We start from the raw sequence: 20,464 nt of genomic DNA on the forward strand, positions 1-20,464 counted from the left end.
CTTAGCCCTCAGCTTTTCCGCGCCAGTTCTGCCAGCTGCACCATGATCTGAGCTGCCGTGGCCAGCCGTTTTTCCGGCGTTGGCAGATCGCGCGAGAGCATGATCGAGTGGTCGGGGCGGATTTTGGCCATCGAGCCTTGCTTAGCGATATAGCCCACAAGGCCGGCCGGGTTCGGGAACTGCTTGTCGCGCAGTTGCAGCACGATCCCCTTCGGGCCCGCCTCGACCTTTTCCACATTGGCGGTGCGGCAGAGCGACTTGATGTAGACGACCTTCAACAGGTTCTGCACCTCGACCGGCATGGGTCCGAAGCGGTCCATCATCTCGGCGCCGAAGCCATCGATCTCCGACAGTTCCGTCAGCTCGCCAAGGCGGCGGTAGAGGCCCATGCGCAGGTGAAGGTCCGGCACATAGTTGTCAGGGATCATCACCGTGATGCCGACGGAAATCTGCGGCGACCAGCCGGTGTCGTGCACCTCATCGTCGCCCTTCACCTCGGCCACCGCCTCCTCCAGCATCTGCTGGTAAAGTTCGAAGCCGACTTCCTTGATATGGCCGGACTGCTCTTCGCCCAGCAGATTGCCGGCGCCGCGGATGTCGAGATCGTGGCTGGCGAGCTGGAAGCCGGCGCCCAGCGTGTCAAGCGATTGCAGCACCTTCAGGCGCCGCTCGGCGGTCGTTGTCAGCGTCTTGTTGACCGGCAGCGTGAAGAGCGCGAAGGCGCGCACCTTGGAGCGGCCAACGCGGCCACGCAGCTGGTAGAGCTGCGCAAGCCCGAACATGTCGGCGCGGTGGACGATCAGCGTATTGGCCGTAGGCACATCGAGCCCCGATTCCACGATTGTGGTCGACAGAAGCACATCATATTTGCCGTCGTAGAAGGCATTCATGATGTCTTCGAGCTCACCCGCCGCCATCTGTCCATGAGCGATCGCCACCTTCAACTCCGGTACGTCCGATTGCAGGAAGGCCTGGATTTCCGGCAGGTCGGCAAGCCGCGGGCAGACGTAAAAACTCTGGCCGCCGCGATAGTGCTCGCGCATCAGTGTTTCGCGGATGACCAGCGGATCGAAGGGCGAAATGAAGGTGCGAACCGCCATGCGGTCGACCGGAGGCGTGGTGATCAGCGACAGTTCGCGAACGCCGGTCATGGCAAGCTGCAGCGTGCGCGGGATGGGCGTGGCCGACAGCGTCAGCACATGCACGTCGCTCTTCAGCTCTTTCAGCTTTTCCTTGTGCTTCACGCCAAAATGCTGCTCCTCATCGATGATGAGAAGGCCGAGATTGGCGAACTTGATGCCGGTGCCGAGAAGCGCATGGGTGCCGACGACGATATCCACCTTGCCTTCGGATATGTCCTTCTTGGTCTGGTTAAGCTCCTTGGTGGTCACGAGCCGCGAGGCCTGTTCCACCCGGATCGGCAAGCCGCGGAAGCGTTCGCGAAAGGTCTTGAAATGCTGGCGGGCAAGAAGCGTCGTCGGGACCACGACGGCCACCTGCGCGCCGTTCATGGCGGCGAAGAAGGCGGCGCGCAGTGCCACTTCCGTCTTGCCGAAACCGACGTCGCCGCAGACGAGGCGATCCATCGGCCGGCCGGCAGCCAGATCCTCCCGCACCGAATCGATGGCATTCGCCTGATCTTCCGTCTCGTCATAGGGGAAGCGGGCGGCGAACTCGTCATAGAGCCCTTCGGGCGTCGCGAGAACCGGTGCGCGGCGGGTGATGCGGGTGGCGGCAAGCTTGATCAGCGCATCGGCCATGTCGAGCAGGCGCTTCTTCAGCTTGGCCTTGCGGGCCTGCCAGGCACCGCCGCCGAGCTTGTCGAGCTGGGCTTCGGCGGCATCCGAGCCGTAGCGTGACAGGAGGTCGATGTTTTCAACCGGCAGGAACAGCTTTGCCTGATCGGCATAATGCAGTTCGAGACAGGCCCTCGGCGCTCCCGCCGCCTCGATGGTGACGAGGCCGACAAAGCGGCCGATCCCGTGTTCGGCATGGACCACCAGCGAGCCTTCGTCGAGCCCTGCCACTTCCGAGATGAAATCGGCGCCGCGCTTGCGGCGCTTGGAGCGACGCACCATACGGTCGCCGAGAATGTCCTGCTCGCCGATGACGACGAGATCGCCCGTTTCGAAGCCACCCTCGAGCGACAGCACGGCCGCGGCCGCCTCGCCCTTCTGCAGCGTCTTCAGGTCGGAGAATTTTTCGATCTGGCGCACCCGCTTCAGGCCGCGCTCGTCCAGCACCTGCAGGAGACGGTCAAGCGAACCGGCGGACCAGCCGGTGATCAGCACCTTGGAGCCTTCGGCGCGCTTGTCGGCGATATGCTTGACGACGAGATCAAAGACGTTGACGCGCTCGTCGCGCTGCACGCGTTCGGCTTCCGCATCGGCTTGCGCCTTTGCCCAGCGCGGGCCGGCATGGGCATCGAGCGCCACCACGCGGCGCGCCTCACCGTCATGCTCGTTGAACGGCGTCAGGCGAAGGGCGCCGGCAGCATCAAGTTGCGCGGCAATGTCCTTGCCCGTCAGGTAAAGCTGGCCGGGAGACACAGGCTTGTAGGGGGCCGATTGCGCCGTCGTTCCCTTTCCGGTGCCGCCGGTGTTCTGGCGGGCGTCGAAATAGTCGAGAATGAGCTTGGAGCGCTCCTGGGCCGCCTCGCGTGCCGTGTGGTCGGTGACGATGCGAAAGCCCTTCAGATAGTCGAAGGCGGTTTCCAGCGTATCGTAGAACAGCGGCAGCCAGTGCTCCATGCCGGCGTAGCGGCGGCCTTCGGAAACCGCCTGATAGAGCGCGTCGTCACGGGTCGCCGCGCCGAAGGTCGACAGGTAGGCCTTGCGGAAACGGCTGATCGTATCCGGCGTCAGCGTCACCTCGCTCATCGGGTTGAGGTCGAGCGAGCGGGCCTGGCCCGTCGTGCGCTGGCTTGCCGGATCGAAGGTGCGGATCGTTTCCAGCGTATCGCCGAAGAAATCGAGCCGCACCGGCTCCTCTGTTCCGGGAACGAAAACATCGAGAATGCCGCCGCGCACGGCAAATTCACCCACTTCGCGCACGGTCGACACCCGGTCGAACCCGTTGCGCTCAAGGCGAGCGGCAATATCGTCCATGCGGACGACATTGCCGGGACGCGCGGAAAAGGCCAGGCTGTCGATCACCTCGGCCGGCGCGATCTTCTGCATCATCGCATTGACGGTGACGAGCACGATCGCCGGATGCGGCTTCTTGGCATGGGCAATCAGGCCCGACAGTGCCGTCAGCCGTCGCGCCGAGACATAGGCGCTCGGGGAGACGCGGTCATAGGGCAGGCAGTCCCAGGCCGGCAGCGTCAGCACCGGAATATCGGGCGCCAGGAAGGACAGCATCTGTTCGATATCAGCCATGCGCTGGCCGTCGGAGATCACATAGGCCACCGGCTGGCCGGTGCGCGCAAGCTCGGCCAGCAGCAGCGGCTCCATGCCCGCCTGCACATTGGCAATGGTGAGCCCCGCCGCAGACGCAGCGATCTTCTTTGCGTCGAAACCTGAAATCATTCCGGGCGACCGTGCTTTTCTTCAAGCGCCTCGATGGTGACGATGTCGAAATCCGGGCGATAGGCCATCAGGCGGGCAAACATAGGGGTCTGAAGACGGGCAGGCACCGGGTCGGCGCCGGTAATCCAGCGGTTCAGGTCCTGATCCTCTTCCGCCATGATCGCCTCGAACTCATCGAGTTCGGCGTCCGACAGGTCGGCAATATGGTTTTCGGCGAACTGGCCGAAGACGAGATCCATCTCGCGAATGCCGCGATGCCAGCAGCGGTAGAGCATCCGGCGGCGGCGGGGATCAAGATCAGCGCTGGAGCGCGACAGTCCGGTCATGAGCGTAAAACCTTTGTTGAGCCGCTGATATAGGATGAAAACTTCTCCGTGTCAGCCTTGCCAAGCGGCCAAATTCCAGCGCATTTTGCCGGCCATGCGTCCTGCCCTGCTTGATCCCCTGTTTGCCCCTGTCGGAAGCCTTGCCGGTATCGGCCCGAAACTGGCCGAGCTGATTGCCCGCGTCACCAATCGGGAGGATGCCGAGGACTGCCGTGTCGTGGACGTGCTCTTCCATGCGCCGTCCTCGATCATCGACCGGCGCAACCGGCCGGGGATTGCGCTTGCGCCGCAGGGCGCCATCGTCACCATCGAAGGCCGGGTCGACCGTCATCAACCGCCACCATCCGGCTCCAACATGCCCTACCGCGTCTTCCTGCACGACGAGACGGGCGAACTGGCGCTCACCTTCTTTCGCGCCAAGGGCAACTGGCTGGAAAAGGTGCTGCCGATCGATGAACGGGTGATGGTGAGCGGCAAGGTGGACTGGTTCAACGGCCGCCCCTCCATGGTTCACCCTGACCTGATGATGAAGGTGTCGGATGTCGGTGACATGCCGCTGGTCGAGCCGGTCTATCCGATGACCGCTGGCCTGATGCCGAAGGTCCTGCGCCGCGCGGTGGAGGGATCGCTTGCGCGCCTGCCGGAATTTCCCGAATGGATGGATCTGGCGCTTCAGCAGAAACAGGGCCTGCCCTCGGTCTCGGACGCCTTTCGCCAGCTGCACGATCCGCGCGACGCCCATGATCTCGATCCGCAGACGCCATCGCGCCGCAGGCTTGCCTATGACGAGTTGCTGGCGGGTCAGGTATCGCTGGCGCTGGTGCGCCAGAAATTGCGCAAGGTTGCCGGCCGGCCGATCCGGGTGAAGGGCACGATCGCCGCGGCCATCCGCGCCGCCCTGCCCTTTTCCCTGACCGGCAGCCAGAGCAAAGCCATCGACGATATCCGGGCCGATATTGCCAAGGACGAACGCATGCTGCGCCTGCTGCAGGGCGATGTCGGCGCCGGCAAGACGCTGGTGGCGCTGATGGCCATGGCCGATGCGGTGGAGGCCGGCGGCCAGGCGGTGCTGATGGCGCCCACCGAAATCCTGGCGCGCCAGCATTTTGCTACCATCAGCCGGTTCGGGCAGGCTGTCGGCCTGAAGGTCGAGGTACTGACCGGCCGCGTCAAGGGCCGCGAGCGCGACGCGGTGATGGAGCGCATTGCCTCCGGCGAGGCGCAGATCGTCGTCGGCACCCATGCGCTGTTTCAGGATGCCATCGTCTACAAGGACCTGATGCTGGCGGTGGTGGACGAGCAGCACCGTTTTGGCGTGCACCAGCGCCTGCGCCTTACCGCCAAGGGCATTTCCCCGCACATGCTGGTGATGACGGCAACGCCCATTCCGCGCACGCTGGTTCTGGCCGCCTTCGGCGACATGGATGTATCGAAACTCACCGAAAAGCCGGCCGGCAGAAAGCCGATCCAGACGGTCACCGTTCCGACCGAACGGACCGACGAGATTGTCGGCCGGCTGCGGGCCGCCCTTGCCGATGGCAAGAAAGCCTACTGGATCTGCCCTCTGGTCGAAGAGTCCGACGCGTCGGAGCTGATGTCGGCGGAAGAGCGTCACGCGGCGCTGGTCAAGGCACTGGGGCCGCAGTACGGCGCCCGGGTCGGCCTTGTCCACGGCCGTATGACGGGCGCGGAAAAGGATGCAGTGATGGCAGCCTTCAAGGCGGGCGATGTCCGCCTGCTGGTCGCAACCACCGTGGTCGAAGTGGGCGTCGATGTCCCCGATGCGACGATCATGGTGATCGAGCATGCCGAGCGCTTCGGGCTTGCCCAGCTGCATCAGCTGCGCGGCCGCGTCGGGCGCGGCGCGGACGCCTCCACCTGCATTCTTCTCTACAAGGGGCCGCTCAGCGAAACAGGGCGGGCACGCCTTTCCATCCTGCGCGACAGCGAGGACGGATTTCTGATTGCCGAAGAAGACCTGAAGCTGCGCGGCGAAGGCGAACTGCTCGGCACCCGCCAGTCCGGCACTCCGGGCTTTCGCATCGCAAGCCTGGAAGCCCATGCGGATCTTCTGGAAATCGCCCGTAAGGATGCCGCCTATCTTCTGGAAAAAGATCCGGACCTGACCGGCGAGCGGGGCCAGGCGCTGCGGGTGCTGCTCTATCTGCACCGGCGCGATGAAGCGATCCGTTTTCTGCGTGCCGGGTAAGGCGCACCAGACACAGACGTCACCAGCTGCAACGCGTGACATTTGCGGGCGTTTCTCACCGAATTTTCACCACGCGGCTTATTTGCCGCAGGAACTGCCAAGACAGCTGACCGGTTTGCCGCTCTGACTTGATAAACGTCATGTTTTCGACGCTTTCAACGCCTGCTGTCGCCTGACACATTCGGAGTTCACCATGTCCAGTAAAAGACCCATAGGCATCAAGGCCTATGACGCACCTGCCGGCGGCTGGGGCGCGCTTCGCGCCGTTGCCAAGACACTCGCCAGCCAGCAAATCGTCGCCCAAGGCAGCGCCACGCTGCGCAGGGCCAACCAGCCGGACGGTTTCGACTGCCCCGGCTGCGCCTGGCCGGACCCCCGCCACGCCTCCTCCTTCGAGTTCTGCGAGAACGGCGCCAAGGCCATCACCTGGGAATCGACGGCGAAGCGCGTCGGCCCGGAATTCTTTCACCAGCATTCGGTGAGCGAATTATGGACCTGGAGCGACCATAAGCTTGAGGATCAGGGGCGTCTGACGCAGCCGATGATCTATGACTCAACGCTCGACCGCTACCAGCCGATCGGCTGGGACGAAGCCTTCACGCGGATCGGTGAGGGCCTCAACGCGCTGGAAAGCCCGCATCAGGCGGAGTTCTACACATCCGGTCGCGCCTCCAACGAGGCGGCCTTCCTGTTCCAGCTTTTCGTGCGCGCCTACGGCACGAACAATTTTCCCGACTGTTCGAACATGTGCCACGAGGCGACCAGCGTCGGCCTGCCGCAGTCGATCGGCGTCGGCAAGGGCACCGTGCTGCTCGAGGATTTCGATGCGTGCGACGCCATTTTCAGCTTCGGCCATAATCCCGGCACCAACCATCCGCGCATGATGGCGACGCTGCATGACCAGGCGCGCCGCGGTGTGCCGATCATCGTCTTCAACCCGCTGAAGGAGCGGGCGCTCGAAAAATTCGCCTCGCCGCAGAACCCGGTCGAGATGGCGACGCTCTCCTCGACGCCGATCGCCTCGGCCTATCACCAGGTCAAGGCCGGTGGTGACCTGGCGGCGCTGAAGGGCCTGATGAAGGCCGTGTTCGAGCGCGACGACGAAAGTCTCGCCAGAGGCGAAGACGGCGTGCTCGACCGCGCCTTCCTAGCCGAGCACACACTGGGCCTCGAGACGGTGCGCCAGGATATCGATGCGACCGCCTGGGCGGAGATCGAAGACGTATCGGGCCTGTCGCGCGAGGCGCTGACGAGTGCCGCCGATATCTACATCAAGGCAAAGAATGTCATCGCCTGCTACGGCATGGGCATCACCCAGCACGCCCATGGCACGGAAAACGTCCAGCAACTGGCCAATTTCCTGCTGCTGCGCGGCAATATCGGTCGCAAGGGCGCCGGTATCTGCCCCTTGCGCGGCCATTCCAACGTCCAGGGCGATCGCACCGTCGGCATTACCGAAATCCCGACCGAGGCGCTTCTCACCGGTATGGAAAAGGCCTTCGGCTTCCGGCCGACCGGAGAAAAGGGCCATAATGCCGTCGAAGCGGTCGATGCCATCCATGCGGGCAGCGCCAAGGCGCTGATCTGCCTTGGCGGCAACCTTGCCGTTGCCATGCCCGATACGGACTACACGTTCGAGGCGATGCGCAAGCTTGATCTCTCCGTCCATATCGCCACCAAGCTCAACCGGTCGCATCTGCTGACAGGCAAGACGACGCTCCTGCTTCCCTGTTTCGGCCGCACCGATCTCGACGTGCAGGCCTCCGGTCCGCAATCGGTGACGGTCGAGGATTCCATGTCGATGGTGCATGCCTCGCGCGGCTTCCTCAATCCGCCCGGCCCGCTGCTGCGCTCGGAACCGGCCATCGTCATCGGCATGGCCAAGGCTACGCTTGGCGACCGCTACGGCATAGACTGGGACGGCATGCTGGAAAACTACGACCGCATCCGCGACAAGATCGAAATCGTCTTTCCCGACTTTGCCGGCTACAATGCCCGTGTGCGGGTGAAGGGTGGCTTTCGCCTCACGGTCGGGGCCTCCGACCGGGTATGGAACACATCGACCGGCAAGGCGATGTTTCTCGTCGCCCGCGGCCTGCAGGAGGACGGCGAGCGCCTGGCCGACGACGCGCTGGTGCTCACGACTCTGCGCGCCCACGACCAGTACAACACGACGATCTACGGCATGGACGACCGTTACCGCGGTGTTTTCGGGCGCCGCGACATCGTCTTCATGAATGCCGAGGATCTTGCCGAGCGCGGCCTTGCCGAGGGTGACCGGATCGACGTGCGCTCTCTTGTGTCGGGCGATGGCCGGGCGCGCGGCGTCGAAGGCTATACCGCCGTCGCCTATGACCTGCCGCGCGGAACGATTGCCGGCTACTATCCGGAGATGAACGCGGTCATCGCCATGGCCGATCATGACAAGCGTTCGGGCACGCCGGCCTATAAGGGCGTGCCGGTCAAGGTCTCGGCGTCCAACCCCGCCTGAACGACAATGGCCCCGGCGCAGCGCACCGGGGCCATTGCTTGCTTGCCTTTGCGAAGGGCCGCTGCGGATCAGAAGCTTACTTCGCCATGCCCGGCAGCGTGACGCGGAACACCTGGAACATGGTGTCGACGTCCGCACCGCCTTCGGCCTTGTAGGCGGCGCCCACCTGGAAGCCGTCCTGCGTCAGGAAGTCGTTGTCATTGGCGACAAAGAGGAAGTAGTCGTCCGGAGCCGACGGGTCGAGAACACTTGCAATCGACATGGCTTCCCACTTTTCCGACAGGTTGTTCTTGTCGTTCGGCGCACCATTGTGCAGGCCGAAACGAGCCAGATCAGCCTGATCGTTGAGGTCGATGAAAGGCGCAACCGTCGCAGGCTTGACCGATGCATCCACCACGCCCTTGGGCGCAACCGGCTTCAGGCCGTCGAAATCGCTATTGGCGATGTCGGTGGCGGACGAAAGATCAACCAGATCGATCTTGCGATAGACGGAGGTGTCGCCCTTCAGGCCCTGGCCATTGTTGCTGTCGCGGGCCAGCATCAGGAAAGCCTTTTCGGACAGGGCCAGGATTTCGCTCTGGGCAGCGACGGCCACCTTGCCCTTGTTGTCGAAGGTCGGCAGCGGCACGACATATTCATGCACCAGTTTCAGCTTCGAAACATCGCTGGCATCGTAGACCAGTGCGCGGGTGTTCATGCGGGTCGAGGAGGAATCGCCGCCATCCTGACGGGTGGCCGATTGCAGGAGGGCAATCACGAACTTGCCGTCCGGCGTGATCGACAGGCCTTCAAGCCCCTGGTTGTTCTGGCGACCGGTGTCGGGATCCTTCGGGTCGGGCTTCTTGCCGGCGGCATCGACATTGTTGGAGGAGAAGTTCAGCGCATCCTTGCGCATCGGCAACAGCGCCTTCGGCGGCTGCGTGGCGGCAAGAAGCTTGCCGTCGGCACCGAAGCGATAGATGTAGGGGCCGTATTCGTCGCTGATCAGCATCGAGCCATCCTTCAGCAGCACAACGGCTTCCGGATCGAGCGAGACCTTGCCGGTGCGGGCTTCCGGAAGCGCCGGAAGATCGCCGGCTGCCGCGCGCACGCCCGATTCCGGATCAAGCCCGGTCATGTTCTTGCCCTGGTTGTCGAGAAGCAGAAAGGTATCGGCAAGCTTTGCCTGAAGGCCGGTCTGCTGCTTGTCGGCCGCAAGCGTCGTTCCGGCGGCGGCCGGCGTCAGGCGCAGTTCGATGCGGTTGATGCGGGTATTGTAATCCGTGGTCCCTTCGACGTTATAGCCACGGTCGGGCAGCAGCCAGAGCGCGCCGGTATAGGCATCGCCATCCTTCTTCCAGCTCTTGGTGTCGAAGGCCATGCCGGAGCCGGAGCCGAAGGTCTCGCCGAACTTGTCCTTGAGGTTTGCCGGCATGCGGCCGATGGCGACAAGGCCCTTGTTGGCAATGGTGATGCCGGCCGCGCTGACGCTGCCTTCGGCAAAGGCGGCAACGGGCGACAGTGAGATGGAGGCGGCAAGCGCCATCTTCAGGCAATGCGAAACACGAATGGGAGAATGGCGCATGATGCGAGCCCTCTGGACAGATTTCGGGAGGGGCACGCTGCCTGACGGCTTGAATGACGGACCGAATGGCGAAAGAGATACACCCCTCCTCCATCCGCCTGGAACGCCCCCTGATCCAGTCTCTAGGGGGACAATATGACAACGGGATGAAGGTTTTGTCGCGCCAGCGCTTCAGGCGGGCTCGGGTGTCTCATCGCCCGGCCGTTCGGTCAGCAAGGGCGTCTTCGGCGTCCAGGGCGGTGTAATGAGCGCGCCCGAGATCAGAAGCTTGGCGGCATCCTCCGGCGTCATGTCGAGCATGATAATGCGGCTTTTCGGCACGAAGAGCAGAAACCCCGCCGTCGGCACCGGCGTTGGCGGCAGGAAGACGGCAATCATCTCCTCGCCGTCCGCGTTGAGGCGGGCGGCAACCTCGCCTTGCGCCTGCGCCGAGATGAACACCAGCGCCCAGGTGCCGGGGCCGGGAAACTCGATCAGGCCGACCTTCTTGAACGAGGTGGACTGGTCCTTCAGCACGGTTTCAAAAATCTGCTTCAGGCTTTTGTAGAGCGTGCGCACCAGCGGCGTGCGGTGCAGGATGGATTCGCCAAACTTGACCACCGAACGGCCGATCAGGTTCTTGCCGAGGAAGCCGATCAGAGTGATGAACACCATGGCGATCAGAAGCCCGGTGCCCGGTATGGCTATATCGAAATAATACTGCGGGTTATAGCGCTCCGGGATATAGGGCGTCACCCAGCTGTCGGCCCAGTCGATGAAGGCGAACGTCAGCCAGATGGTGATGGCAAGCGGGGCGCAGATGATGAGGCCGGTCAGGAAATTGTTCCGCAGCCGGCCGGCGAGCGTTATGCGTTCCGGGCTATCCGTCATCTCGATCCGTCATTCATGCTGCATCGCCGTAAAAGTCGGGTGAGACCGGACAATGAAGGAGCGCTCCGCCCCCCGCAAGGGCAGAGCCGCCGAATTGTCACTGACGAACGCACGATCAACCAGCCGTGATGACGCCGCGCGCCTATTCCACCGTGACGGACTTCGCCAGATTGCGCGGCTGATCGACATCCGTGCCCATGAAGACGGCTGTATGATAAGCAAGGAGCTGGATCGGCAGGGCAAAGATCATCGGCGAAATCACCTCGTCCACCACGGGCAGCACAATGGTTGCCATGGTCGGCAGTTTCGAGGCAGCCGCCCCCTTCTCGTCGGTGATGAAGATGATCTTGCCGCCGCGGGCTGCCACTTCCTGCATGTTGGAAACGGTCTTTTCAAAGAACCGGTCATGCGGGGCAATGACGATGACCGGCATGTTTTCGTCGATCAGTGCGATCGGACCATGCTTCAGCTCGCCCGCCGCATAACCTTCCGCGTGGATATAGGAAATTTCCTTGAGTTTTAGCGCCCCTTCGAGCGCCAGCGGGTAGCTGGTGCCACGACCGAGATAGAGCACATCCTTGAACCGCGACAGGTCGCGCGACAGGCTTTCCATCTGCGGCTGAACAAGGTTCAGCACGCGGCTCATCACGCGCGGCATCTCGATCAGGTGGCGCACCAGAGCCTTTTCGTCCGCCTCCGACAGCGTGCCACGGGCGCGGCCGGCCTGGATGGCGAGCGATGCCAGCACCGCGAGCTGGCAGGTGAAGGCTTTTGTCGATGCTACGCCGATTTCAGGCCCGGCCAGGATCGGAAACACCGCATCGGCTTCCCGCGCAATGGTCGATTCGCGCACGTTGACGATGGCGCCGATCGCCAGCCCCGCCTCCTTGCAGTAGCGCAGCGAGGCGAGCGTATCGGCCGTCTCGCCCGACTGCGAGATGAACAGCGCTGCCTGATCCGACGACAGCGGCATTTCGCGGTAGCGGAATTCCGAGGCCACGTCGATTTCCACCGGCAGGCGCGCATAGCGCTCGAACCAGTATTTACCGATCAGGCCGGCAAGATAGGCCGTGCCACAGGCGGACACGGCAAGGCTTCTCACCTTGGCAAAATCGATGGCGGCGCCTTGCGTCTTCACCGTGCCGCCTGCGAAATCCACATAATGGCTCAACGCATGCGAGATGATTTCCGGCTGCTCGTAGATTTCCTTTTCCATGAAGTGGCGGTGATTGCCCTTGTCGACCATCAGCGCGGCCGATTGCGAGATCTGCATCGGACGCGAGACAGGCTTTCCGGCGTAATCCGTGATCGAGACACCGCGCGCCGTCATCACCGCGCAATCGCCATCGACCAGATAGGTGATGCGATTGGTAAAGGGTGCAAGCGCGATGGCGTCGGAGCCCAGAAACATCTCGTCCCTGCCGTGGCCGATGGCAAGCGGCGGCCCGAAACGGGCACAGAGGATCGTTTGCGGATCATCGGCAAACATCACCACCAGCGCATAGGCGCCCGTCACGCGGTTCAGCATGGCAAGCATGGCGGCCCGATGATCGAGGCCCTCGCGGGTATAGCGCGCAAGCAGATGCGCCACCACTTCCGTATCGGTCTGGCTTTCGAAGACAGCGCCTTCGGCCAACAATTCGTCGCGAAGCTCGGAAAAATTCTCGATGATGCCGTTATGAACGACCGCCACGCCTTCGACGAAATGCGGATGCGCATTCGTCTCGTTCGGCACGCCATGGGTTGCCCAGCGCGTATGGGCAATGCCGATCTCTCCGGGCAAGGGTTCGACGGACAGCTTCTTTTCGAGGTTGAAGAGTTTTCCCTCGGCGCGGCGGCGCTCCATCACGCCGTCATGGATCGTGGCGACACCGGCCGAATCATAGCCCCGATATTCGAGCCGCCGCAACGCATCGACCAGCCGCTCCGCCACCGGCGCCTTGCCGACGATGCCAACGATACCGCACATAGATGAACCTCATTTTCTTGGTCGCGCCTGGCGCGAATTCCTAGCCGAGCGCGTGGCAGACGCAATCGCTCCGGCGGTCAATTTCCGTATCGAACGGTAATGTGGCCGGGTTCAGGCACTGGCCTTGCGGCTCGCCTTCAACGCCTGTGCCCGTTCGCGCACGGCCTTCGCGCGCTCCGGCTTCACCTCTTGGCGCGCGCGGCCGAAGGCCAGCGCATCGTCCGGCACGTCCTGTGTGATGACGCTGCCCGACGCGACATAGGCGCCATTGCCGATGGTGACAGGCGCCACCAGCGCGGAATTGGAGCCGATGAAGGCATTTTCGCCGATCCGCGTCTCGCTCTTGTTGAAGCCATCGTAATTGCAGGTAATGGTGCCGGCCCCAATATTGCTGCCGGCGCCGATGATGGCATCGCCGATATAGGTGAGATGGTTCACCTTGGCGCCGGCGCCGATCTCGGCCTTCTTCACCTCGCAGAAATTGCCGACCTTGGCGCCCTCGCCGAGATGGGCGCCGGGCCGCAGGCGCGCAAACGGGCCGACCGTTGCACCGGACGCCACATGCGACCCTTCCAGATGCGAAAAGGCATGGATGACCGCCCCCGATTCGACGGTCACGCCCGGTCCGAAGACGACATTCGGCTCGATCAGCACATCCTGCTGAAGCACGGTGTCATGGGCGAGAAACACTGTTTCCGGCGCAATCATCGAAACGCCCGACAGCATCACCTCATGGCGGCGGCGCTGCTGCCAGCTTGTCTCCAGAAGCGCAAGTTCGGCGCGCGTGTTGCAACCGGCAAGCTCTGCCTCCGGCGCATCGATGGCGACGACGCGGCCGCCATCAGCCCTCGCGATTTCCACGAGATCCGTCAGGTAATATTCGCCCTTGGCATTGCTGTTGCCGATCTTTTCCAGCCATTCGAGCGCGCGAGCGCCGTTGATGGCCATCAGACCGCTATTGCACCAGGTGACGCTGCGCTCCTCGTCGGTTGCGTCCTTCTCCTCGCGGATCGCCACCAGTTCGCCGTCCTTGACCAGAAGCCGGCCATAACCGAAAGGCTTTTGCGTATGAAAGCCGATCACCACGACATCGGCGCCTTCGGCCAGTTTCTCGCGGGCCGACAGAAAGGTTTGCGGGCGCACCAGCGGCACGTCGCCATAGGTCACCACAACGTCATCGAAGCCTTGCGCAATCGCCTCACGCGCCATCAGCACCGCATGGCCAGTGCCGCGGCGCTCCGTCTGCAGGAAGCTTTCGATCTTCACACCGTCGGTTTCGGCGGCCTTTGCCACTGCCTGCGCATCACGCCCGAGCACCAGCGCGGCATTCTCCATTCCGGCGCCGCCTACGGCGCGCATGACATGGCCAATCATCGAAAGCCCGGCAATCGGGTGAAGAACCTTCGACATGGAGGACTTCATCCGGGTGCTGTCACCGGCGGCGAGGATTACGGCGAGGCAGGTGCGGGGCATTGCGGTCTCCATGAACGTCTGTGCGCGCTTCATATCAGCAGTTTCGCGCAGGCGCCAACAGGCAGTGCGATCCTTCCACTCGTTACCTTTCTGCGTGCATTGTCTGTTTTGTGCACATCAGTTCCCGGCATGCGAAAAGGGCGTCCTGGGGGCGCCCTTTTCCATAGTCGTTCATCGGGAGCGACCGGGCAAAGCCCGGCGAACCGCCTGCATTTTACTGCGGCAGCTTGTCGTCGACGCCCTGCACGTAGAAATTCATGCCGAGCAGCACGCCGTCTTCGGCCTTCTCGCCGGCCTTCAGCCAGGCCGAACCATCCTGCTTGTTGATCGGGCCGGTGAAGGGATGGAGTTCGCCGGACTTGATCTTGGCTTCGGTTTCTTCGGCCATCGCCTTCACGTCGTCAGGCATGTTCGTATAGGGCGCCATGGTCAGGATGCCGTCCTTCAGGCCGTCCCAGATCTGCTCGGACTTCCAGGTGCCGTCCAGCAGCGCCTTGGTGCGCTTGATGTAATAGGCGCCCCAGGTGTCGACGATGGCGGTCAGCTGCGTCTTCGGGCCGGCGGCGATCATGTCGGACGCCTGACCGAAGGCCAGGATGCCGCGTTCGGCGGCAACCTGCATCGGAGCCGTCGTATCGGTATGCTGCGTCAGCACGTCGACGCCCTGGTCGATCAGCGCCTTGGCGGCATCGGCTTCCTTGCCCGGGTCGAACCAGGTGTTGGCCCAGACGACCTTCAACTTGAAGTCCGGGTTGACCGACTTCGCACCCAGTTCGAAGGCGTTGATGCCCATGACGACTTCCGGGATCGGGAAGGAGGCGATGTAGCCTGCTACACCCTTCTTCGACATCTTGGCAGCAATCTGGCCCTGGATATAGCGGCCTTCATAGAAGCGCGAATTGTAGGTAGCGAGGTTTTCCGCGGCCTTGAAGCCGGTGGCGTGCTCGAACTTCACCTTCGGGAACTTTGCCGCAACCTTCACGGTCGCATCCATGAAGCCGAAGGACGTGGCATAGACCAGGGAGCAGCCGGAGCGGGCCATGCGCTCGATGGCGCGCTCGGCGTCCGGGCCTTCCGGCACGCTTTCCAGATAAGGCGTCTCGATCTTGTCGCCGAGTGCCTTCTGCAGCTCCTGGCGGCCAAGATCATGCGCCTGCGTCCAGCCGCCATCGGTCTTGGTGCCGACATAGATGAAACACACCTTGGTCTTTTCCTGCGCCTCGGCGCCCACGGTGAAGCTGCCAAGCGTGGCAGCCGTGGCGGCAAGTGCGATAATCAGCTTCTTCATATTCAACCCCTGTTTGGCTCGAAGCTACGGTATGGATGGTGCCGCCTCAGCGGTCCGGAACGAAGGGTTTCCCCAGGCAAGCCGGCGTATTGATGAGCGTTGTGCGGCGATTATGCGAGATGATGATGAGAACGACAATAGTGACGGCGTAAGGCAGCATCGAGAGAAACTGCGAGGGAATGCCGATGCCAAGGGCCTGGGCATGCAATTGCAGGATGCCGACCGCGCCGAAAATATAGCCGCCGGCCAGGACCCGCCACGGACGCCAGGAGGCAAAGACAACGAGGGCAAGCGCAATCCAGCCGCGGCCGGCCGCCATGTTCTCCACCCATTGCGGCGTGTAGACGAGCGACAGCTGCGCACCGGCCAGCCCCGCACAGGCACCGCCGAACATCACGGCGAGATAGCGCGTGCGCACCACATGGATGCCGAGCGCGTGGGCCGAGCCGTGATTGTCGCCGATGGCGCGCATTTTTAGGCCCGTGCGGCTCCTGAACAGGAACCAGTGAACCCCGACCACCAGCGCAATCGACAGGTAGAAGGTGATATCCTGGGCAAACAGCAGGCGGCCGATGAAGGGAATGTCCGACAGCACCGGAACCACGATCGGCTGCAGCTTGACACCGGGAATACCGACGAAACTTTCGCCGATCTGGCCAGAAAGCCCGAGACCGAGCAGCGTCAGCGCAAGCCCCGTCGCCACCTGGTTTGCCACGAGCGTCAGCGTCAGGAACCCGAACAGCAGCGAGAAGGCTGCCCCTCCCAGAATGCCGCACAGCACGCCGAGAACCGGTACGCCTGTGAGATAGGAGCCGGCAAAGGCGCAGACCGCACCCATGATCATCATGCCCTCGACGCCGAGGTTCAAGACACCGGCGCGTTCCGTCACCAGTTCGCCGACGGCTGCAATGACAAGCGGCGTGGCAGCCGTGACGATCGTCAGAAGAATGGCTTCGAACATCGTCAGGACCTCACGTCAACATTGCGGCCGGTGCCCAACACCAGGCGAACGCGGTAGAGGATCAGCGTATCGCAGGAGAGGACAAAAAACAGAAGCAGGCCCTGGAACACCCGCGTCACCTTGTCCGACACGCCGATCGACAGCTGCGCTGCCTCGCCGCCGAGATAGGTGAGCGCCAGCACGAAGCCCGAGGCGATGATGCCGAGCGGATTGAGCCGCCCGAGAAACGCAACGATGATGGCGGTAAACCCGTAGCCGGGCGAAATGCTCGGCTGCAGGTGGCCGATGGAGCCGGACACTTCCGAAATTCCGGCGAGCCCGGCCAGCGCCCCCGACAGCATCATCGAAAACCACACCATGCGCCGGGCCGAAAAGCCGGCAAAACGCCCTGCCCGCTCCGAGCGCCCGAGGACCGTGACTTCAAAGCCCTTCAGCATGAAGCGCATCATGAACCAGAGGGCAAGCGCTGCCACGAGCGCAAAGACGATCGCCCAATGGGCGCGCCCCGATGCCAGAAGCTCCGGCAGCACCGCTTCCGGCGCAAAGCTGATCGTCTGGGGGAAATTGAAGCCCTTCGGATCACGCCACATGCCGCGCACCAGCCAGTCGAGAAACAGCTGGGCAATATAGACGAGCATCAGGCTCGTCAGGATCTCATTCGTGTTGAAGCGCGTCTTCAACAGTGCCGGAATGCCGGCATAAAGCGCGCCGCCCAGCATGCCCATGACAAGCATCAGCGGCAGCACCAGAACCGAATGCCACTGCGGTACCAGAACCGGCAGGATCGAGCCGCAGATGGCGCCGATGGTGAACTGCCCTTCCGCGCCGATATTCCAGTTGTTGGAGCGATAACAGACGGAGAGGCCGACCGCGATGAGGATCAGCGGCGCGGCCTTGATCGCCAGTTCATGCAGCGACCACACTTCCAGCAGCGGATCGATGAAGAAACTGTAGAGCGCGTAGAGCGGATCCTTGCCGAGCATGAGGAACATCAGTGCACCGGCCAGAAGCGTCAGCACCAGCGCTAAAAGAGGCGAGACGACGGAAAACAGGCCGGAGGCGCTGGCACGCCGTTCCAGTTCAATGCGCATGGACGGCCTCCCGCGGGCTGGTGGAATCATGAATGCCGCCCATCAACAGGCCGATCTTCTCCAGCGTCAGTTCGCCCGCTGCATAGGGCCTCGACATGCGTCCCTCGGAAATCACCGCAATACTGGTCGCCACCTCGAAAATCTCGTCGAGATCCTGGCTGATCACCACGACGGCCGAGCCGGCGCGCGCAAGGTCGATCAGCGCCTGGCGGATGCGACTGGCGGCCCCGGCATCCACCCCCCAGGTCGGCTGGTTGACGATGAGGACCTGCGGCTTGCGATCGAGTTCGCGGCCGATGATAAATTTCTGCAGATTGCCGCCCGACAGCGAACCGGCGGCGGGGTCGTCGCCGCTCTTGCGCACATCCATCTCGCCGCAGATCCGCTTTGCGATGGAGCGGATGACATCATGACGGATGACGTTAAAGACGCCGCCCGACAGGAATGCCTTGCGGTCGGATGTACTGCGCGACAGCAGAAGATTGTCGGACAGCGCCATGTCGGAGACGGCGGCATGGCCATGACGCTCTTCCGGCACGAACCCGGCGCCCAGCAGCCGGCGCCCGTTGATGCCGGTGCGCCCGACCGGACGGCCACAGATCTCGATCGCATCGTCCTGCGGCACCGTGACCTCGCCCGACAGCGCGTCGAACAATTCCCCCTGCCCGTTTCCGGCCACGCCCGCAATGGCGACGATTTCGCCTGCGCGCACCTGCATGGAGATGCCGGACAATGTAACGGCAAACGGCGTGCGGGCGGGAACGGCAAGGTCCTTTACCGAGACCAGCACGTCGCCAAGCGGCGTATCGGACGCCCGTTCGACGCCGGCCACGTCAGAGCCCACCATCATGCGCGCCAGCGACGCCGGAGTCTCGCGGCGCGGATCGCAGGCGCCCGTCACCTTGCCGTGGCGCAAAACGGTCGCCCGGTCGCAGATGCGCTGCACTTCTTCCAGCCGGTGGCTGATGTAAAGAACCGACCGCCCCTCCGCCTTCAGCTTGAACAGCGTTTCGAACAGCCGGTCGGCCTCCTGCGGCGTCAGCACCGAGGTCGGCTCGTCGAGGATGATCAGCTTCGGGTTCTGCAGGAGCGCCCGCACGATCTCGATGCGCTGGCGCTCGCCGACGGAGAGATCAGCCACATGGGCGTTCGGGTCGAGCGGCAGGCCATAGTCACGCGACAGGTTTTTCGCTTCCTCGGCGATCTTTGCCAACGGGATTTTCGGATCGAGCGAGAGCGCGATATTTTCAGCGACCGTCAGCGCCTCGAACAGCGAGAAATGCTGGAAGACCATGCCGACACCGAGCGCGCGTGCCTCGCCGGGTGAGCCGATGACAGCCGGCTTGCCTTGCCAGACGATCTGCCCCTCGCTCGGCTGCAGAACGCCAAACAGCATCTTCACAAGGGTCGATTTGCCGGCACCGTTTTCACCCAGCAGCGCGTGGATTTCCCCCGGCGCGATCGACAGATCGATACCGTTGCAGGCGGCAAAACTTCCGAAATATTTGGTCAGTCCCCGGACCTTCAGAAGCGTACCCGCTTCCGGAACCTGCGCTTCGCTCACTCACATCCCCTCATCCACCCTGGGCCAACCTTCTGCGAGGTTTTGACGGCTGCCAAGGCGTGTCCTGTGTTTGCCGTCTCCATGCGGCATAGAACTCGATTGATACTCGTTTTGGTGCTGTGCACAACAGGAAAGTCCAGCTTTCCCGGCGCTTTACTTGGATTTTCCAAGACTGGGGAAAAGCTGCAGCACGCCGCCGATGGCGTAGAGATAAAGGCCGGTGACCACCACGCCCCAGACCAGCCAGGCGGGTGAATCGAAATGCAGCAGAAGCGAATAGGCCGACAGCGCGCACCACAGGAGAAAGATGCTAAGATTGAGCCGGCGCAGCCGCTTCACCCGCACCGGATGCAGGAAATTGATGGGAAGGAAGGTGAAGAAGACAGACACCATGACGACGATCAGCGCGGTCATTTCGCTGGCCTTGATGACGAAGAGCGTCAGAATCACCATGTTCCAGACGACCGGGAAGCCGGAGAAGAAATACTCCTCCGTCTTCATGCCCGTATCGGCATAATAGATGGCACTGGAGACGACGATCATGCCGGCCGCGACAAAGGACCAGGTCTCGCCGATCATGCCACTCTGGTAGAGCGCAAACGCCGGCAGCAGGACGTAGGTCACATAGTCGATGATGTTGTCGAGCGTATCGCCCGACCAGTTGGGCAAAACTTCCTTGACGCGCACCTTGCGGGCGATCGGCCCGTCGATGCCATCGATCAAAAGCGCCAGCCCCAGCCACCAGAACATGTCGACGAAGCGGTGTTCAGCCGCCGCGACGACGCCGAGAAAGGCGAGGAACGATCCGGATGCGGTCAGCACATGGACCGAAAATGCCCGGATTTCGGCATAGGGCACTTTGCGGTAATTGAAGATTCGCCTGATCACGCCCTGCTCCGGAGCTTAAAAATCGAACGGCTGATATGCGGCCAATCGGCGCGCTTTGCAACATCTGCGTCGCAAACGGAGGACACGGCCATGGATAAGTGTCACAAGTTTGCCTAGATAGAAGACGGGCGGTAGAGGCCTCCTTAGCGGCCCTGGGGCGGCCCTGGGGCGACGAAGGGGCGGCAAAGTGGGCCAAGACACCGCGTGGTCAGTTCGCCCTCTCAGGAGCGGGACATGAAG

The 20,464-nt window shown here is 62.9% G+C and carries 13 protein-coding genes; 2 read left to right on the top strand and 11 right to left on the bottom strand.

The genetic code is table 11. From position 1 onward, the window contains the following. Positions 1-8: 8 nt before the first annotated feature. Together mfd and J2858_RS12500 are read right to left on the bottom strand one after the other, a co-directional pair. Positions 9-3,530 (bottom strand): transcription-repair coupling factor, encoded by a 3,522-nt coding sequence (gene mfd, locus J2858_RS12495; RefSeq protein WP_210105124.1) that lies wholly within the window; start codon positions 3,528-3,530, stop codon positions 9-11. Beyond that, on the bottom strand, positions 3,527-3,856 hold the full coding sequence (locus J2858_RS12500; protein WP_210105125.1) for a succinate dehydrogenase assembly factor 2: 330 nt from the start codon (positions 3,854-3,856) through the stop codon (positions 3,527-3,529). Before J2858_RS12500 ends, mfd begins: the two co-directional genes overlap by 4 nt. 94 nt (positions 3,857-3,950) lie before the next feature. On the opposite strand from J2858_RS12500, the gene recG reads away from it, so the two are divergent. Both recG and J2858_RS12510 read left to right on the top strand, forming a co-directional pair. Beyond that, positions 3,951-6,065, top strand: a complete 2,115-nt coding sequence (gene recG, locus J2858_RS12505; RefSeq protein WP_210105126.1) for an ATP-dependent DNA helicase RecG — start codon at positions 3,951-3,953, stop codon at positions 6,063-6,065. A 193-nt stretch (positions 6,066-6,258) separates the two neighbouring features. Continuing rightward, complete coding sequence (locus tag J2858_RS12510) at positions 6,259-8,556, top strand: FdhF/YdeP family oxidoreductase (protein WP_210105127.1); 2,298 nt, start codon at positions 6,259-6,261, stop codon at positions 8,554-8,556. A gap of 76 nt (positions 8,557-8,632) precedes the next feature. On the opposite strand, the gene J2858_RS12515 is transcribed toward J2858_RS12510, so the two are convergent. The 9 genes from J2858_RS12515 to pcsA form a co-directional block, all read right to left on the bottom strand. Beyond that, positions 8,633-10,120 carry an esterase-like activity of phytase family protein gene (locus tag J2858_RS12515; RefSeq protein ID WP_210105128.1) on the bottom strand — a complete coding sequence of 496 codons (1,488 nt, stop codon included), beginning with the start codon at positions 10,118-10,120 and terminating at the stop codon, positions 8,633-8,635. A gap of 171 nt (positions 10,121-10,291) precedes the next feature. Beyond that, positions 10,292-10,990: a DUF502 domain-containing protein gene (locus J2858_RS12520; protein ID WP_210105129.1), complete on the bottom strand. Its 699-nt coding sequence runs from the start codon at positions 10,988-10,990 to the stop codon at positions 10,292-10,294. Between the two features lie 142 nt (positions 10,991-11,132). Then, positions 11,133-12,959, bottom strand: a complete 1,827-nt coding sequence (gene glmS / locus J2858_RS12525) for a glutamine--fructose-6-phosphate transaminase (isomerizing) (protein WP_210105130.1) — start codon at positions 12,957-12,959, stop codon at positions 11,133-11,135. Positions 12,960-13,070: 111 nt separating this feature from the next. Continuing rightward, the gene (gene glmU / locus J2858_RS12530) at positions 13,071-14,432 is read right to left on the bottom strand and encodes a bifunctional UDP-N-acetylglucosamine diphosphorylase/glucosamine-1-phosphate N-acetyltransferase GlmU (RefSeq protein WP_210105131.1); all 1,362 of its coding nucleotides are present in this window, start codon (positions 14,430-14,432) and stop codon (positions 13,071-13,073) included. Between the two features lie 214 nt (positions 14,433-14,646). After that, complete coding sequence (locus J2858_RS12535; RefSeq protein WP_210105132.1) at positions 14,647-15,720, bottom strand: BMP family ABC transporter substrate-binding protein; 1,074 nt, start codon at positions 15,718-15,720, stop codon at positions 14,647-14,649. 46 nt (positions 15,721-15,766) lie between these two features. Next, positions 15,767-16,687, bottom strand: coding sequence for an ABC transporter permease (locus J2858_RS12540; RefSeq protein WP_210105249.1), 921 nt, complete (start codon positions 16,685-16,687; stop codon positions 15,767-15,769). Further along, on the bottom strand, positions 16,684-17,772 hold the full coding sequence (locus J2858_RS12545) for an ABC transporter permease (RefSeq protein WP_210105133.1): 1,089 nt from the start codon (positions 17,770-17,772) through the stop codon (positions 16,684-16,686). Before J2858_RS12545 ends, J2858_RS12540 begins: the two co-directional genes overlap by 4 nt. Continuing rightward, positions 17,762-19,336, bottom strand: a complete 1,575-nt coding sequence (locus J2858_RS12550; RefSeq protein WP_210105134.1) for an ABC transporter ATP-binding protein — start codon at positions 19,334-19,336, stop codon at positions 17,762-17,764. The genes J2858_RS12545 and J2858_RS12550 overlap by 11 nt, the downstream gene beginning before the upstream one ends. A gap of 153 nt (positions 19,337-19,489) precedes the next feature. Then, positions 19,490-20,224: a phosphatidylcholine synthase gene (gene pcsA, locus J2858_RS12555; RefSeq protein ID WP_210105135.1), complete on the bottom strand. Its 735-nt coding sequence runs from the start codon at positions 20,222-20,224 to the stop codon at positions 19,490-19,492. Between the last annotated feature and the right edge of the window lie 240 nt (positions 20,225-20,464).

Source organism: Neorhizobium galegae, from assembly GCF_017877135.1.
Lineage (GTDB): Bacteria > Pseudomonadota > Alphaproteobacteria > Rhizobiales > Rhizobiaceae > Neorhizobium > Neorhizobium galegae_A.